The sequence below is a fragment of the Bacteroidales bacterium genome (assembly GCA_017521245.1).
Taxonomy (GTDB): domain Bacteria; phylum Bacteroidota; class Bacteroidia; order Bacteroidales; family G3-4614; genus Caccoplasma_A.
On the sequence record JAFXDI010000001.1, the window covers coordinates 162,055 to 178,641 of the forward strand.

10 protein-coding genes are annotated in these 16,587 nt (G+C 38.7%); 7 read left to right on the top strand and 3 right to left on the bottom strand.

Annotation, left to right across the window (positions count from 1 at the left end; all coding sequences use genetic code 11):
- The first annotated feature begins 5 nt into the window (after positions 1-5).
- A complete protein-coding gene (locus IKK64_00705; protein MBR4118580.1) occupies positions 6-1,874 on the top strand; it encodes an ABC-F family ATP-binding cassette domain-containing protein in 1,869 nt (622 codons plus the stop codon).
- 242 nt (positions 1,875-2,116) lie between these two features.
- On the opposite strand, the gene IKK64_00710 is transcribed toward IKK64_00705, so the two are convergent.
- Positions 2,117-3,760 carry a diphosphate--fructose-6-phosphate 1-phosphotransferase gene (locus IKK64_00710; GenBank protein ID MBR4118581.1) on the bottom strand — a complete coding sequence of 548 codons (1,644 nt, stop codon included), beginning with the start codon at positions 3,758-3,760 and terminating at the stop codon, positions 2,117-2,119.
- A 266-nt stretch (positions 3,761-4,026) separates the two neighbouring features.
- On the opposite strand from IKK64_00710, the gene IKK64_00715 reads away from it, so the two are divergent.
- The 3 genes from IKK64_00715 (at position 4,027) to IKK64_00725 (ending at position 7,269) form a co-directional block, all read left to right on the top strand.
- A complete protein-coding gene (locus tag IKK64_00715; GenBank protein MBR4118582.1) occupies positions 4,027-5,268 on the top strand; it encodes an Ig-like domain-containing protein in 1,242 nt (413 codons plus the stop codon).
- 270 nt (positions 5,269-5,538) lie between these two features.
- Entirely contained in the window at positions 5,539-6,240 is a 702-nt protein-coding gene (locus tag IKK64_00720; GenBank protein ID MBR4118583.1) for a hypothetical protein, read from the top strand.
- Between the two features lie 18 nt (positions 6,241-6,258).
- Positions 6,259-7,269 carry a GGGtGRT protein gene (locus IKK64_00725; GenBank protein MBR4118584.1) on the top strand — a complete coding sequence of 337 codons (1,011 nt, stop codon included), beginning with the start codon at positions 6,259-6,261 and terminating at the stop codon, positions 7,267-7,269.
- 147 nt (positions 7,270-7,416) lie between these two features.
- Here the strand turns inward: IKK64_00725 and IKK64_00730 are convergent, their stop codons facing one another.
- The gene (locus IKK64_00730) at positions 7,417-8,196 is read right to left on the bottom strand and encodes a TerB family tellurite resistance protein (protein MBR4118585.1); all 780 of its coding nucleotides are present in this window, start codon (positions 8,194-8,196) and stop codon (positions 7,417-7,419) included.
- Positions 8,197-8,584: 388 nt separating this feature from the next.
- Here IKK64_00730 and IKK64_00735 point away from each other — a divergent pair, with 388 nt between their 5' ends.
- From IKK64_00735 to IKK64_00745, 3 genes are all read left to right on the top strand, one after another.
- Positions 8,585-9,031 (top strand): NfeD family protein, encoded by a 447-nt coding sequence (locus IKK64_00735; protein MBR4118586.1) that lies wholly within the window; start codon positions 8,585-8,587, stop codon positions 9,029-9,031.
- A gap of 34 nt (positions 9,032-9,065) precedes the next feature.
- The gene (locus IKK64_00740) at positions 9,066-10,037 is read left to right on the top strand and encodes an SPFH/Band 7/PHB domain protein (protein ID MBR4118587.1); all 972 of its coding nucleotides are present in this window, start codon (positions 9,066-9,068) and stop codon (positions 10,035-10,037) included.
- 273 nt (positions 10,038-10,310) lie between these two features.
- The gene (locus tag IKK64_00745; GenBank protein MBR4118588.1) at positions 10,311-15,017 is read left to right on the top strand and encodes a hypothetical protein; all 4,707 of its coding nucleotides are present in this window, start codon (positions 10,311-10,313) and stop codon (positions 15,015-15,017) included.
- A gap of 125 nt (positions 15,018-15,142) precedes the next feature.
- Here the strand turns inward: IKK64_00745 and IKK64_00750 are convergent, their stop codons facing one another.
- Complete coding sequence (locus IKK64_00750) at positions 15,143-16,507, bottom strand: TrpB-like pyridoxal phosphate-dependent enzyme (GenBank protein ID MBR4118589.1); 1,365 nt, start codon at positions 16,505-16,507, stop codon at positions 15,143-15,145.
- Between the last annotated feature and the right edge of the window lie 80 nt (positions 16,508-16,587).

Sequence of the window (16,587 nt, forward strand, 5' to 3'; positions counted from 1 at the left end):
AGCAAGTGATAAGTTACCTACAAATAGAAAACCTAACCAAGTCGTTTGGAGCAAAAGTGCTATTTGAAAATATCTCTTTCGGAGTAGCAGAGAATCAGCGTATAGCCATAGTAGCAAAAAATGGAACAGGAAAAACAACCCTCTTAAATATAATAGCAGGGGAGGAGGATTACGATTCGGGACGAATAACCTTCCGTAACGATTTACGAGTAGGCTATCTATCACAAACACCTTCATTTCCGGCAGAACTCACAGTGTTAGATGCCTGTATGCGTTCCGATAATGAGGTAGCACAAACCGTAGCCCAATACGAAAGAGCAATGCTCAATCCCGATACCGAAAACCTTGAAGAGATATTGGTAAAGATGGATATGCTCAAAGCATGGGATTATGAATCGCGAGTAAAGCAGATATTAGGAAAACTTAAAATTCACGACTTTAATCAAAAGATAGGAGAACTCTCGGGTGGACAACTAAAACGAGTAGCATTAGCCAATGTTTTGATAGGAGAACCAGACCTATTGATATTAGATGAGCCAACCAACCACCTCGACCTCGAAATGGTAGAGTGGTTAGAGGAGTTTTTACGTAGAATATCGGGAGCGTTGCTGATGGTGACGCACGACCGTTACTTCCTTGATAGAGTATGTACAGATATTATAGAGATTGATGCACTTGGGCTGTATCACTATGAAGGCAACTATCAATACTACCTCACAAAACGAGAGGAGCGTTTAGCTGTGTTCAATGCCGAAACAGCCCGAATGAACAACCTCTATCGCACCGAGTTAGACTGGATGCGCCGTCAACCACAAGCACGAGCAACAAAAGCCAAATCACGCATTGATAGATTTTACGAGATAGAGCAACGAGCAAAGATGCGTCGCGAAGAGCGAAACGTAAAACTTGCAGTAAAAGCCACCTATTTAGGTTCAAAAATATTTGAGGCAAAATATATCTCAAAATCTTATGGCGACCTCAAAATCCTCGATCAGTTCTACTACAACTTTGCCCGATACGAAAAGATGGGAATAGTAGGAAAGAACGGAACAGGAAAATCAACATTCCTAAAAATGCTGTTAGGAATGGTAAAACCCGATAGTGGCTCGTTTGATATAGGCGAAACCGTATCGTTTGGATATTACAGTCAGGACGGATTGCAGTTTGATGAACAAAAAAAAGTAATAGATGTAGTTCGTGATATAGCCGAAGAGATAGATCTCGGAGGAGGCAAAAAAATGTCAGCATCACAATTTCTGCAACACTTCCTCTTTACCCCCGAAACCCAATATAACTATGTATATAAGTTGAGCGGAGGAGAGAAACGCCGACTATATCTCTGTACAGTATTAATGCAAAATCCCAATTTTCTTGTACTTGATGAGCCTACAAACGACCTTGATATAGCCACAATGAACGTGCTGGAAGATTACCTATGTACCTTTAAAGGATGCGTAATAGTAGTATCGCACGACCGCTACTTTATGGATAAAGTCGTTGATCACCTATTGGTATTCAATGGAGATGCAAAAATAAAAGATTTTCCGGGAAACTACACCGACTATCGAGAGTGGCGAGAGTTAGAAGAGGAGGAGCAAAGAGAACAAGCAAAACAACAAGAGAAGAAAACCTCACCTAAACCAGTAGAGACGAAAGAACGACCACGCAAAATAACCTATAAAGAGAAAAAAGAGTTAGAGGCCCTTGATATTGAAATACCCCAATTAGAGGAGGAGAAAGTCGATGTTGAAACACAACTCTCATCTGGCACCCTTTCGGCAGAAGAGATAACCTCTCTCTCAAAACGCTACGAAGAGTTAACCCTTTTGATAGATGAAAAAACAATGCGTTGGCTTGAGTTATCGGAGATTTAGTTTTCTTGTTAGGAATTAGTTCGGCACTGTGTGCCAATTAGAAATGAGTTCGTGGCTAAAGCCACAATTATGAATTAGTATGCAAAATTTCCAATTGCCCTTGCTATCTTAGCCATCCTAATTATCCTATTAACCCTATTTGCTTAAACCTCCAATTATCAACACACAATAACATAACAAAAGCGAGGCATGCCTCGCTTTTGCTATATGTATTAGTAAATAATTGCTTCTAACAACTCTTCTTATTCTTGCTCCAATTTCAAAGTTTGAGTAGGTTGGTCGCAAACTGAAGAAGGACCAAAGTATTGGATAGGACCTGGGTAAACATAGCAAGTATTCTTAGCCCACTCCTCGCGTTTTGAAGCGAAGTATTTGAATGGAGCACCATCCAATTTAACCAAAGCTTTTTGGATAACTGGTTTCATCTCTCCGTGACGACGCTCCATGTTCATCATCATAGTAACGGGGATACCACCAGCAATCCATTCATCTGCTGGTTTAGTAGTGTTGCGAACTGATGACATATAACCTGTTTTACCTTGACCAATAAGCATTGAAGCATTGTAACCAAGAGAGTAGCAGTAGTCAGCATCAAAGTTTGAAGGAGCAGCACAACGACCTTCGTAACCGAAGAAGTGGTGTTGAGCTGAGAATTTACCAACAAATTTGCCCTCTTTCTTCCACTCTGCCAAACGGCGAGCAACCATTTCGCTAAGAAGTTTTTCAGTTTCGATAAGAGAAACTTGAACGTTTCCGTGAGGGTCGCGGTCTAATGAAAGTTGACGAGCAACACCTTCGGGAAGGCTTGTATAGATAGCCGAGTTCTCAGCAGAAATTCTATCAGCAATAAATTTGATTTGCTCTGCTTGAGGAACTTTAGCAAACTCTTCGCCATTAGCAGCAAGGAAGTCGTTAAGTTCAGCAATAAGTTTTTTCATTGCAGGGATGAACTCAATTAAACCTTCAGGGATAAGAACAGTACCAAAGTTATTACCCTCAGCTGCACGACCAGCAACAATGCTAGCAATGTAATCAACAACATCACCAAGAGTCATTTGTTTAGCCTCAACCTCCTCAGAGATGATACAAATGTTTGGTTGAGTTTGAAGAGCACACTCAAGAGCAATGTGAGAAGCAGAGCGTCCCATCAATTTAATGAAGTGCCAATATTTTTTAGCAGAGTTACAGTCACGTTGAATGTTACCGATAACCTCAGAATAAACTTTACAAGCAGTATCAAAACCGAATGAAGTCTCAATCATCTCGTTTTTAAGGTCACCATCAATAGTTTTAGGACAACCAATAACTTGAACACCAGTATTCTTTTGTTTGTAGTACTCAGCAAGAACACAAGCGTTAGTGTTAGAGTCGTCACCACCAATGATAACAACAGCCTTAATATTTAACTCTTTGATAATCTCTAAACCTTTGTCAAATTGCTCAGTAGTCTCAAGTTTAGTACGACCAGAACCAATAATATCAAAACCACCAGTGTTGCGGTAGTCATCAATAATATCAGAAGTAAGTTCAATATATTTATGCTCTATAAGACCGGCAGGACCTAACAAGAAACCATAAAGTTTAGAATCTTTGTTCATGGCTTTGATACCATCAAACAAACCAGCAATAACATTGTGTCCACCAGGAGCCTGACCACCTGAAAGGATAACACCGATGTTAATAGCAGGATACTCTTTAACTTCGTCAGAAGGCTCAAAAGTAAGAACAGGCATTCCGTAAGTGTTAGGGAATAATTCTTTGATAGCCTCTTGGTCTGCAACCGATTGAGTAGCAGCACCCTCTTTTAATGTAAGAGAACCTTTTAACGCTTTAGGTAATTTAGGCTGGTAAGCAGCACGAGCCTCTTGTAAAGCACTTTTTTTCATAATTGATAAAATAAATATTAGTTAATAAAAAATTAGTATTCAAAAAAGTATCCCAAGGAGTGGTGTGGAAAAATCATACCACCCTCAAAATCGATACAAATTTCGTTATTTTTTTTCATACTGCAAAACTAAATTTGGTTAGTTTTTAGTTTTTATTATTTAATAGAGTAAAAACGGAGTAAATACTTTGCTGATAAGCCAATATTTTGTACCTTTCCACCATGAAAGTAAAACAAGACAAATTATAGAATAAAAATATGAGGATAATGAAGAGATTGCTTATATCACTTTTAATTGCTTTTGTAGCACTCCCTGCCATATCGCAAGATTCACTACTTATATATAAGAAAGATGGAACAAAAGTACCATTTGTATTAGCCGAAGTAGATAGTATAAAATTTGTAAAGAAACCCAACGTTCAGGTAAACTCAATATCACTCAATCGAACAGCAATCGGACTTCTGCAAGGCAACACCTATACACTTCAAGCCAATGTAGATTATCAAGGAGAGGTATCACCTATTATAGAGTGGAGTTCATCAGATACTTCTATTGCAACTGTCGATAGCAATGGAAACGTATCTTCACAAAAAGCAGGATCAGTGACAATCACAGCCACCTCGCATGGGAAACAAGCCAAATGTGCAATCACCGTAGTGGCAAATGGAGAGTCAGTTTATCGCCATGGATATTCCGAGTTGAATGAAAGTGATAAAGCAATATACAACTACATATTAAAGCAAATATTAGCATTTGAAAGCAATGCAACAACATACTCTGATATAAACCATAGAGTATATCTCGATTTCGCTTCACAAGGAATGTCGGTAGATCAAAACAAAGTAATGAAACTCACAAACCTTATCATCAAAGATGTTCCCGAAGCATACATATTAGTAAACTATATCTATCGTTATGATTATAGCAAATATCAATATTACTTACGAGTAATAATATCATACACCCCAGAGAAATATGCCGAAGAGATGGCACAAGTATATGAAGCATGTAACACAATAACAGCATCCATAACACCCACAACAAGCGAGTTTGATAGAGCAAAAATCATACACGATGGATTTATCGACTGGGCAGATTACGGAGGAGTAAGCAATGCAAATTGTGGAAATATAACAGGCTCATTTATAACCAAGAAAGCAGTGTGCGAAGGATTCTCAAGAGCATACCTGATGTTGTGCCAAAGAGTAGGGTTGAAGTGTGTATATGTAACAGGCTCAATGATGACATCAGCAACTAGCGAAACATGGGGCAACCATGCGTGGAACGTAACCGAAGTAGATGATGTGTGGTATATGGTTGATATAACAGGTGACGGCGGATTTCCAGGACTATGTGGCCATAGTAACTTTTTGATAGGAACCGACACCTATTCCTCAAATTATAAATATGAAAGCACAGGAGGAGCAAACGAAAACACCGATAGTGTAGGATATACATCATTGCCAACCATTTCTGCCACAGATTACGATTGGGCAGACAGACCATAACTATTAGTTGTTAGTTGTTGGTTGTTAGTTGTTAGCTATCAGATAGTCTAGTTGCCATAGTAATCCTAGTTACCCTATAGTCCCAGTATTTACTGCCTAATATTAAACACTAAAATAAAAAAGTGCAAAAATTTGGCAAAAAATAGAATATTCACTATTTTTGTGTCTTGTATGGCGAACTTTGTTTATGAATATAAGTTTACCAATTGAGAGAGATAAGTAAAGGCAATTTTAAATTAAGCTTAATTATAAACACTAAAAGTAAGAATTATGATTTATTCTCACGAAGTAGAACACATGTGTGTTGTAAAAAAAGGCCCAAATCATGGAGCCGCTCCCATACCTGAAGAGGGAAAATGGGTAAAAGCCAAAGAGGTATCTGATATTTCAGGACTTACTCATGGTATTGGATGGTGTGCACCTCAACAAGGAGCATGTAAACTAACTCTTAACGTAAAAGAGGGAGTTATTCAAGAGGCATTAGTTGAAACAATCGGTTGTTCAGGAATGACACACTCAGCAGCAATGGCATCTGAGATTCTTCCTGGAAAAACAATCCTTGAGGCACTAAACACAGACCTTGTATGTGACGCAATCAATACAGCAATGCGAGAGTTATTCCTACAAATCGTTTACGGACGCACACAATCAGCATTCTCAGAAGGAGGTTTGATGATTGGAGCAGGACTTGAGGACTTAGGAAAAGGACTACGCAGCCAAGTAGGAACACTTTACGGAACACTTGCAAAAGGTTCACGTTATCTTGAAATGGCAGAAGGTTACATCAACCGCATCGCATTAGACAAAAACGATGAGATTTGCGGATACGAGTTCATTCACCTTGGAAAATTCATGGATGAAATCAAAAAAGGAACCGATGCAAACGAAGCACTTAAGAAAGTGACTGGAACATACGGACGCTTTACTGAAGAAGCAGGAGCAGTTAAATACATTGATCCACGTAACGAATAATATAGGAGGACACAGACTATGATTAGAGAAGTAAAATTTGAAAGCCAAGATCGCCGTATCAATCAAATACTTGCAGCGTTAAACGCAAACGGCATCAAAGACATCGAAGAAGCAAACGCAATATGCGAGCAATATGGTCTTGATCCTTATATGACTTGCGAGGAGACACAACCAATCTGTTTCGAGAATGCAAAATGGGCATACGTAGTAGGAACAGCAATCGCACTTAAAAAAGGATGCAAAACTGCAGCAGAAGCAGCAGAGGCAATCGGAATCGGACTACAAGCATTCTGTATCCCCGGATCAGTAGCAGACGATCGTAAAGTAGGTATCGGACACGGAAACCTTGCAGCAATGTTATTACGCGAAGAGACAAAATGTTTCGCATTCCTTGCAGGACACGAGTCATTTGCAGCAGCAGAGGGTGCAATCAAAATTGCAGCAAAAGCAGACAAAGTACGTAAAGAGCCTTTGCGTTGTATCCTTAACGGACTTGGAAAAGACGCAGCACAAATCATTTCACGTATCAACGGATTTACATACGTACAAACACAATTCGACTACTACACAGGCGAGTTGAAAGTAGTACAAGAGATAGCATACTCAGACGGACCACGTGCAAAAGTAAAATGTTACGGAGCAGACGATGTTCGCGAGGGAGTAGCAATCATGTGGAAAGAGGGAGTTGATGTATCAATCACAGGAAACTCAACAAACCCAACACGTTTCCAACACCCAGTAGCAGGAACATACAAAAAAGAGCGTGTACTTGCAGGAAAACCATACTTCTCAGTAGCATCAGGAGGAGGAACAGGACGTACACTACACCCAGACAACATGGCAGCAGGACCAGCATCATACGGTATGACTGACACAATGGGACGTATGCACTCAGATGCACAATTTGCAGGATCATCATCAGTACCAGCACACGTTGAGATGATGGGATTCTTAGGAATAGGAAACAACCCAATGGTAGGATGTACAGTAGCATGTGCAGTTGACGTAGCACAAGTATTGAACAAATAATCAGGGTAATCCCAATACACAATAAAAAGCGGGTCCATGACTCGCTTTTTTTGTATCTATAGTAAAACTCTCCCGCAGGGGATAGGCAAACTAACAACTAAAAACTAACAACTACCCCGTAGGGGCAACGAAGTTGACAACTAACAACTATTTAATCCCCCTTGCCTTATAAATAATATCTTTGGCGTTGTTAATATCTTGAAGTTTCTTTTCGGCAGCCTTTCTAATATCATCACCAAGAGAAGCCACACGATCGGGGTGATGTTTCAATGCCAATTTTTTGTAAGCCTTTTTAATCTCATCATCCGTGGCATTAGGATCAATTTCAAGAACAGCGTAAGCCGCTTCCAAACTATTACCACCAAGATTAAGCATAGAGTCAACCTCTTTAGCCGACAATCCCATTGCACGGGCAACCTCTTTCAAAGCATCAATCTCAGCAGAGCAAACATTACCATCACTTTTAGCAATATTGGCAAGAAAACTCAGTAGTTGAAGACGTTGCTCATAACTCATATTGACTTTTATTTGCTCTCCACACTCAAAAATAGTATTTCGGAAAGCCATAGGATTTTGAGCATTCATCCTTTTCTGTTGCTCAAAAAGTTTAAGTAGAATGTTGTTGCCTTCACTAACAGCATTTTCGCCAAAGTTTGCACGAAGGAATTTTCTGACAAACTCCATTTCGCTATGCATAACCTTACCATCAGCCTTAATAATATAAGAACACATTACAAGCAACGAAAACAAAAAACTATTTCGTTGTCCATAATTAGTTCTACTATTAATATCTCTACCACTATAATTACCAGAGTTGTCACTATCACTATTATCAAGCAGAGATCCCAACGCATAACCAGCCAAAGCACCTAAAGGTCCACCTGCCATAAAACCGATAATACCGCCAATCCATTTACCAAATCCCATATTCTATCTTTTATTTATCAGTTACAAAATTAAATTTATATAATGCGAAGATACAAAAAAAGACAAATACTTACCTTAAAAAGTATATTTATATCAAAATATATTATATTTGTGATAGTTAATAAAATCAATGTATGATTACCCCATTACTGAACCAGGTAATAATAGGGCATTCAATAAGAGTAACTATATGGTAAATTATAATACAATATTTTATTGTTACAATAAAGATTAATATCTTTGTGTAGAGTATAAACAAGTGGTTGCAGCACCTTTATTCAAAAAGAATAAAAAATAGTGATAATGTTGCAGAAAATTAATTTTATATTCCCTTAATTATATCTTTGCAATATAGAAACAAAATAGAATATTATAAACACATACAATTATGGAAATTTGGGTAATGTGGCTTATAGCAACAGCCGTATTGGTAATAATAGAGTTAATGACAGGAATGGTTGCATCATTCTGCTTGGCAATAGGATGTTTGGCATCAATGATAGTTTCATTATTCTCAATAAGTGTAAATATGCAACTATTAGCATTGGCAATAGGAACAATATTGTCGTTTATCTTTCTTGCTCCTGTAATACGCAAGTGGCAACAACAGAAAGGCGAAAAAAATCCCAAAGCTCAAAATAGTAATATGGATGCCCTTATTGGCCGAATGGTAGTGGTAACACAAACCATTCCAGCCGATGGTGAGTTAGGAAGAATCCGTATTGATGGAGATAATTGGCAAGCACGAAGTATAAGTGGAGCAGAGATAGAAGAGGGTAGAAAAGTTCGAGTAGTATCGTACGATAGTATAATAATAGAGGTAGAAGAAGTTTAGATAAAAAAATTTAAACCTATAAAAATAAAAGATTATGCAAGTAGTATTAGGTCTGTTAGTATTAATAGCAATAATAACAGTAATTGCAGGAGTAAAAATAGTGCCTCAATCAGAGACACGAGTGATTGAACGATTAGGACGCTTTCAAAGCGTGCTATCACCGGGTATCAATATCATCTGGCCGTTTATCGACAAACCAAGAGCTATATATATACGTAGTGCAGCAAGAGGGTTTGATGGCAGATATGTGACACGTGTAGCATCAACTACTCGTATCGACCTTCGTGAGCAAGTTTACGACTTTCCCTCACAGCAAGTAATTACAAAAGATAACGTAACAACAGAGATTAACGCCTTATTGTATTTCCAAATAGTAGATCCTAAAAAGGCGGTTTATGAGATTGATAACCTACCAGTAGCAATCGAAAAACTAACACAAACCTCGTTGCGTAACGTAATTGGAGAGTTGGAGTTAGACGAAACCCTAACCTCACGCGATACTATAAACTCACGTTTGCAAACAATCCTTGATGAAGCAACAAACAAATGGGGCGTAAAGGTAAACCGTGTAGAGTTACAAGATATTACACCTCCAGAGAGTGTGCGAGAAGCAATGGAAAAGCAGATGCAAGCAGAGCGTAACCGCCGTGCTGAGATTCTAAATGCCGAGGGAGAGAAAAAATCTTTAATCCTACGTTCAGAGGGAGAGATGCAATCACGCATTAACGAGGCAGAGGCTCTAAAACAATCTGAGATATTAAAAGCAGAAGGAGAGTCACAAGCCAAAATCCTGCAAGCACAAGCCGAAGCAGAGGCAATCCGTAGAGTAGCCGAAGCAATAAGTGCATCAAAGACCGATCCGGCAACCTATATGTTGGCAATAAAATATATTGAGACACTAAGTCAAATGACACAAGGAGATGATACTAAGACTGTTTATATGCCATTTGAAGCAACAGGAGTTTTAAGCTCAATAGCCTCAATAAAAGAGATGTTTAATAAATAGAAAACGGCATATAACTTTTTGTGAGTAATGAGAGGTTGTTTCGTACGAAGCAACCTCTTTTTTTACCCTTTTTTATCTCAATTATACATGAAATTTTGAAGTTAATATAAAATATTGTTAATTAAAAAGTATAAGTATCTGTAAATCGGTGTGTTTACCCCTCTCATTTTTATTTAACAAGGCGTGAATATTGGTTATTCCTTTTTAATTTAGTAATTTTGCACTCCTTAAAAAGGATAAAGAAAATTAACAATAATACTAAGAAAATAGGAGATGAAAAAACACATATATATCCTATTGATGCTTGTAGTTTATGCTGCTACATCATTAGCTCAAGTTGAGGAGGGAGTGTGGTATAGAATAAAGCATGTTGAGACAGGTTTATATTTAAGTGCGGAGAATTATGACCCTCACCCTACTTGGATGGATCCTGCAGGAGGTGTAAAGTGTGTAGAGTATGCTGAGAGCGACAATCAAATATTTGAATTTATACCCGAAGGAGAAAACTATAAGGCAAAGACTAAATCTGGCTATTATATCTATTGTCAGGCTTACCAAGTTGACGCTTTGGTAGATGAATACACAGAGTTGGCTTTTGAAGAGGCTGATGGTGGCTATTTCATTAAGAATATGACTTATGACTACTCTGGATATATAACTTATTTTTACGCCTCTAATATGTCAGAGTTGTCATGGACAAATCCTCTTTCAGCAGGAGAGGGATATTATCCTTTTTGTAATGCTGAAAAAGGAGGAGAATCACTTCCCCAAGCATTTGTTTTTGAAAAAGTTGAGATACCCTTAAGAACAATTACTGTTGAGTCAAATAACACCGAATGGGGAACAGTTTCTGGTGGCGGAACAGATAAAGATGGTATTACTATTACAGCAACTGCTAATGTAGGATATAAGTTTATAAGTTGGACAGTTAATGGACAGGTTGTGGCAACAACACCAACATTTGTAGATATGACAGATGGGGATAAGAACTACGTTGCAATCTTTGAACCCCTACTACAATTAGAGGTTGGTAAATGGTATAGGATAAAGGATATTGCTTCACAAACCTATTTGAGTGCCGAAAGTTATGATGCTCACCCCGAAGGTTCGGCAGGAGGTCTTAAGAGTGTAGAATATACCGATGTTGCTAACCAAATATTTACATTAGAGGCAGAAGGTGATAACTACAGACTTAAATGTATATCGGGTTACTTTGTCTATTGTCAAGCATGGAATGTTGATGCTTTAAAAGAGCACTACACACCTCTATCATTTGAAGCAACAGCCGGAGGTTATTACATCAAAAATATGAGAGATAATACCTACTTTAAGGTGGGTTATATGCAATATGACGATGAGTGGATGTCGCAACCACTTCCTGCAGGAGACGGATACTATGCCTTTGGCGATGGCAGATATGGCGACCCTCATAACACAATATTTAACTTTGAGAGTGTTGATGTAGCCTCTTTGAGAACAATCACAGTTGAATCAAACAACCCGGAGTGGGGAACTGTTACAGGTGGAACAATTGCCGACCGTGCAATCATCATTGAGGCAACACCAACATATGGATATAAGTTGGTGAATTGGAGTGTTGATGGAGAACCCGTAGGAAAAACGCTAACTTATGTCGATTACACATCGGGCGATAAGCACTATGTGGCGAATTTTGATGTCAGACTTATATATGATGTACAAGTAGAATCTGCAAACTACGAACATGGATTGGCAGAGGCAACTCAGACGGGTGGCGTAATGGAACAAGAAGAGGTAACATTTACGGCAAATCCCAGATACGGTTACCGATTTGTAAACTGGACAGCAAACGGAGAGGTTGTCAGCACCAAAAATCCGTACTCTCTAACCATTACAGAGCCTGTTGAGTTGGTTGCAACCTTCAAAGAGATACCGGATATGGTGCATATTGTAGAGGGAGAATGGTATAGAATACGCGACATTGAAACAGGAACATATATGAGTGCTGAGAATTATGATGCTCACACCGATGGTCCCGGAGGAGGTGTTAAGTGTGTTGACTATGCTGCCGATGACAATCAAATTTTCAGATTTGAAAAAGACGGAGAGTATTGGAGAGTAATAAGCCGGTCGGGCTACTCCCTATATTGCCAAAAGTGGAATATTGATGCACAAAAAGAGCAATATACGCCTCTCATGTTTGTTGAAACCAATGATGATGCTTGTTATATAAAAAACACTGCAAAGGGAACATACTTTAAGGTAGAGTATATTATCAACTACTATTGGGAGCCAATACCACTACCTGCAGGAGAGGGATACTACCCCTTTGGAGATTCAAATCCTGATATGGGAATGCCAATCTCAAAATTTGCTCTTGAGAGTGCAGATGCAGCACCATGGCGTAGAATTACAGTATCTGCCAACAACGATGAGTGGGGTAATGTAACAGGTGCTAAAGCTGATGGTACTACCATTGAAGGAGAGGGAAATATTATCATTGAGGGCGAAGGCGATATTACCTTAGAGGCTACTCCAAGTGAAGATTATAGGTTTGTAAATTGGACTCTTAATGACTCTGTTGTATCAACAAAACCTGTTTATATTGACCACACAGCGGGCAACAAATACTATGTAGCTAACTTTGAGAAACTCCCCGAAATTGTACCTATTGAGATTGGTAAGAAGTACAGAATTATGGACCTTAACACTGGTTTGTATTTAAGTACAGAGAATTATGAGGCTCACCCTGCCGGCGAAGGAGGAGGAGTAAAATGTGTGGAGTATGCCGATAGCGACAAACAAATTTTTATCTTTGTGGAAGATGGTGATAACTATAAAATAAAAAGCGAATCGGGTTATTACATCTATTGTCAAAGATCAAATGTCGATGCCTTGTCAAATCAATATACACCACTATCACTTATAGAGACATTGGGAGGATATTATATTCGTGATATGATTGACTCAAAATATTTCCGTGTTGAGTATCTTGCAAGTCACACATGGGACGAATTTCCACCCCCAGCAGGAGACGGATACTATCCTTTTGGTGATGCTGAAATAGGAGATACACACACAGCAATATGGGTATTGGTTCCTGTTGAAACTACACCTGAGCGAACAATATCTGCATCTGTAATTGTAGCAGAGGGAGGAAGTGTAACTATCAACGGAGATAATGTCTCATGGATAACTGATGATGATTTTATAACTCTTCAAGCCACAGAAAACGATGGATATAGATTTGTGAGTTGGACACTAAATGATTCAATTGTTTCAACCACTCCAACCTATGTCGATATGACAGCAGGAGATAAACACTACATAGCAAATATTCAACCATTCTCTGCAGTTAGAGCCTTAAGAACAACACCTGGAGTGTCGAGAGTAAAGATAAAGACTGATGCAGATGCAATTATAAAAGTGTGTGGTGAAGAATATTCAACCATCGAAGCCAATTTCGGAGTAGAAGTAATGGTGCCTGAAACCGTAGCTGACGATATTACAATCGAAACCATAGGCGCAAATCTAATAAGTGTAGATTTAGGTGCAAATCTATTGCCTGTTAAGATACCTGAAACTGTAACAGAGATAGCGTTGCGTAATGTAGAAGCTGATGATATTGATTTACATGTTGGTGTCAATAAAGTAATAGTTGTATCTAACGCCGATAATCAAGCTGTCAATATAAGTCCCTCATCAGACTTTAGCCAAGGCATTCAGTTGGTAGTAGAGAAAGAGATATACACACCAAAAACTGTTGAAATAGATGGAAAACTATCAACACCAACTATCTTCAACTTCTTGTCAATGCCGTTTAATTTCAATACTTCAGAAATCAAATATTGGGATGGTAATAGCTGGGAGTATATAACTCCCGAGAAACAGATAAGATTTCTTATGTATGACTCTCAAATAAGAGCAAACAACGACTATGACAACACTTGGAGAACTTTACAGGAAACTGAAAATATAGATGTTCCTGCAAACGTTGGATTTGTAGTTGTTGGTAATAATGACTTAGGAGAGATAATAAAACTTCAATTCAAGTCAGCTCTTGATGCATACAATGGATCAGAAACAACAGTAACAGCATATCGCTATCGTAGTGAAATAGGTAATACCTATATAAATGATGCCGATTGGAACATTCATGGAGTGCCATATATGACAAATGGTAAGTTTATCGGAAATTATACCCTTTATACATACGATAATGTAAAACGAGACTGGAGAGACCATACCCCGGCAGAGGGATTGCCGATAATGTCGCCATATAGTTCGGTAATGTATCAAGCAGAAATGGGAGATATTCAATCTAAAGAGATTGCTATAGAACCTATATCTTCAGTAAGCAGAACAAAATCATCAGACGACGTATTTGCAAGAGCATATATAGCAATAGATGATGCTAACCCTGCTAAGATATTATTAAGTGATGAGAGTACAGAGACGTTTGTTGTAAACGAAGACGCATGGTATATGGCATCGTTGAACTCTTCAACACCTGCAGCATACTTCAACATTCAAGGAGCAAATGCAAAAGTATCTGTTCAGCCTGTGGCAAACGAGTTACCAATGACAGTTTACACCGGAGCAGGAACAACTCACCGTATTGCATTAACTGCAACTGACGGAAACTACGATGTATATCTAAAAGATGCAGTAACAGATGAGGTAGTTTGCTTGAACGATGAGGATTACACATTTACAGCTAAAGCAAAAACAACAATAGCCAACCGCTTCACAGTATCAATGGTTGAGCCAACAGGAATAACCAATGCACCAAGAGCAGAGGGAACAATCAAAGCCGTTGTAACAGCTAACGGAATCAAATTGTTCGGAACAGAAGAGGGCGACGAAGTTACTCTTTACAATGCAAACGGTATGTTGTTAGCCAACACAGTTGCAGCGGATGGTGTAACTCGTATTGAAACAACTGTAACAGGAGTGATAATCATCAAAGTTGATGATGAGATAGTGAAGGTGATTAAGTAGTCAGTTTTAGTTGTTAGTTTTTAGTTATTATAAAAGCCACAAGGTTACCGATAACCTTGTGGCTTTTTATTGCTCCAATTAGACTAATTAGTCATATTGGTCTAATTAGCCAAACAAACTAACAACTATATCCTAAACTCTTCAACATCTTTTAGGTTGCGAGTAATCTCCTCTTCAGTAACAGAACCATTGGTAAGGTCTCCCGCAATATATCTGTCGTAAGCTGCCATATCAATAAGACCATGACCTGATAGGTTAAATAATATAACCTCTTTTCTACCTTCCTCTTTTGCTTTTAGTGCCTTACGAATAGCAACTGCAATAGCATGCGATGATTCTGGAGCAGGAATAATGCCCTCGCTCTTAGCAAACAGAGTAGCAGCATCAAAAGCCTCAAGTTGGTTAACATCCTCAGCTCTCATGTAACCATCTTTTTGAAGTTGACTAACAATAGAACCTGCACCATGGTAACGCAAACCACCAGCGTGAATATTTGAAGGCATAAAGTTATGACCAAGAGTGTACATAGGAATAAGGGGAGTATATCCAGCCTCATCGCCAAAGTCGTATTGGAAGCGACCTTTTGAAAGTTTTGGGCAAGATGCAGGCTCAGCTGCAATAATCTCAACATCTTTGCCCTCGTTAAGTTTGTGGCGAAGGAATGGGAATGCAATACCCGAGAAGTTCGATCCTCCACCAAAACAAGCAATAACGCTATCAGGATACTCTCCTGCCATCTCCATCTGTTTTTCAGCCTCTAAACCAATAACAGTTTGGTGCAAGCTAACCCAGTTGAATACGCTACCCAAAACATATTTACAGTTTGGAGTTTGCATAGCAAGTTCCACAGCCTCAGAGATTGCACAACCCAAACTACCTTGGTTGTTAGGAGTATCTGTCAAAATTTTACGACCCGCTTTAGTCGACATACTTGGCGAAGCGATAACTTGTGCACCAAAAGTTTGCATTATTGAGCGGCGATATGGTTTTTGGTGGTAACTTACTTTTACCATATAAACGGCAAGTTCCAAACCAAAAATCTTTGAGGCCATCGATAGAGCAGCACCCCATTGACCAGCACCAGTTTCGGTAGTAATGTTAGTACAACCATCCTCTTTGCAGTAGTATGCTTGAGCAAGAGCCGAGTTAAGTTTATGAGAACCAACAGGGCTAACACTCTCATTTTTGAAATAAATATGAGCAGGAGTATCCAAAGCCTTCTCCAAGCCGGTTGCTCTAACAAGAGGAGTTGGACGCCAAATTTTATATAAATCGCGTACAGGTTCCGGAATCTCAATCCAAGCATCAGTAGTATTAAGTTCTTGTTTTACTAACTCTTTAGCAAAAAGTTGTTGCATACTCTCCTCTGTAACAGGTTTTCTTGTCTTAGGGTCAACCATTGGCAGAGGTTTGTTTTTCATATCAGCAACAATGTTATACCATGCAGTTGGTATATCCTGTTCTGTCAATATAAATTTTTTTGTACTCATTTTCTAAAAAAAAATAAAAAATTAAATAAACCATTGTATCTTTAAGTTGTCTTACAAATATCTTAAAGTGTGTATGGTTG

Bases quoted from the DNA above. Each gene is read 5' to 3' on its own strand.
- IKK64_00715 (MBR4118582.1), top strand. From the start codon at position 4,027: ATGAAGAGATTGCTTATATCACTTTTAATTGCTTTTGTAGCACTCCCT.
- IKK64_00730 (MBR4118585.1), bottom strand. From the start codon at position 8,196: ATGGGATTTGGTAAATGGATTGGCGGTATTATCGGTTTTATGGCAGGT.
- IKK64_00750 (MBR4118589.1), bottom strand. From the start codon at position 16,507: ATGAGTACAAAAAAATTTATATTGACAGAACAGGATATACCAACTGCA.
- IKK64_00745 (MBR4118588.1), top strand. From the start codon at position 10,311: ATGAAAAAACACATATATATCCTATTGATGCTTGTAGTTTATGCTGCT.
- IKK64_00725 (MBR4118584.1), top strand. From the start codon at position 6,259: ATGATTAGAGAAGTAAAATTTGAAAGCCAAGATCGCCGTATCAATCAA.
- IKK64_00735 (MBR4118586.1), top strand. From the start codon at position 8,585: ATGGAAATTTGGGTAATGTGGCTTATAGCAACAGCCGTATTGGTAATA.
- IKK64_00740 (MBR4118587.1), top strand. From the start codon at position 9,066: ATGCAAGTAGTATTAGGTCTGTTAGTATTAATAGCAATAATAACAGTA.
- IKK64_00710 (MBR4118581.1), bottom strand. From the start codon at position 3,760: ATGAAAAAAAGTGCTTTACAAGAGGCTCGTGCTGCTTACCAGCCTAAA.
- IKK64_00720 (MBR4118583.1), top strand. From the start codon at position 5,539: ATGATTTATTCTCACGAAGTAGAACACATGTGTGTTGTAAAAAAAGGC.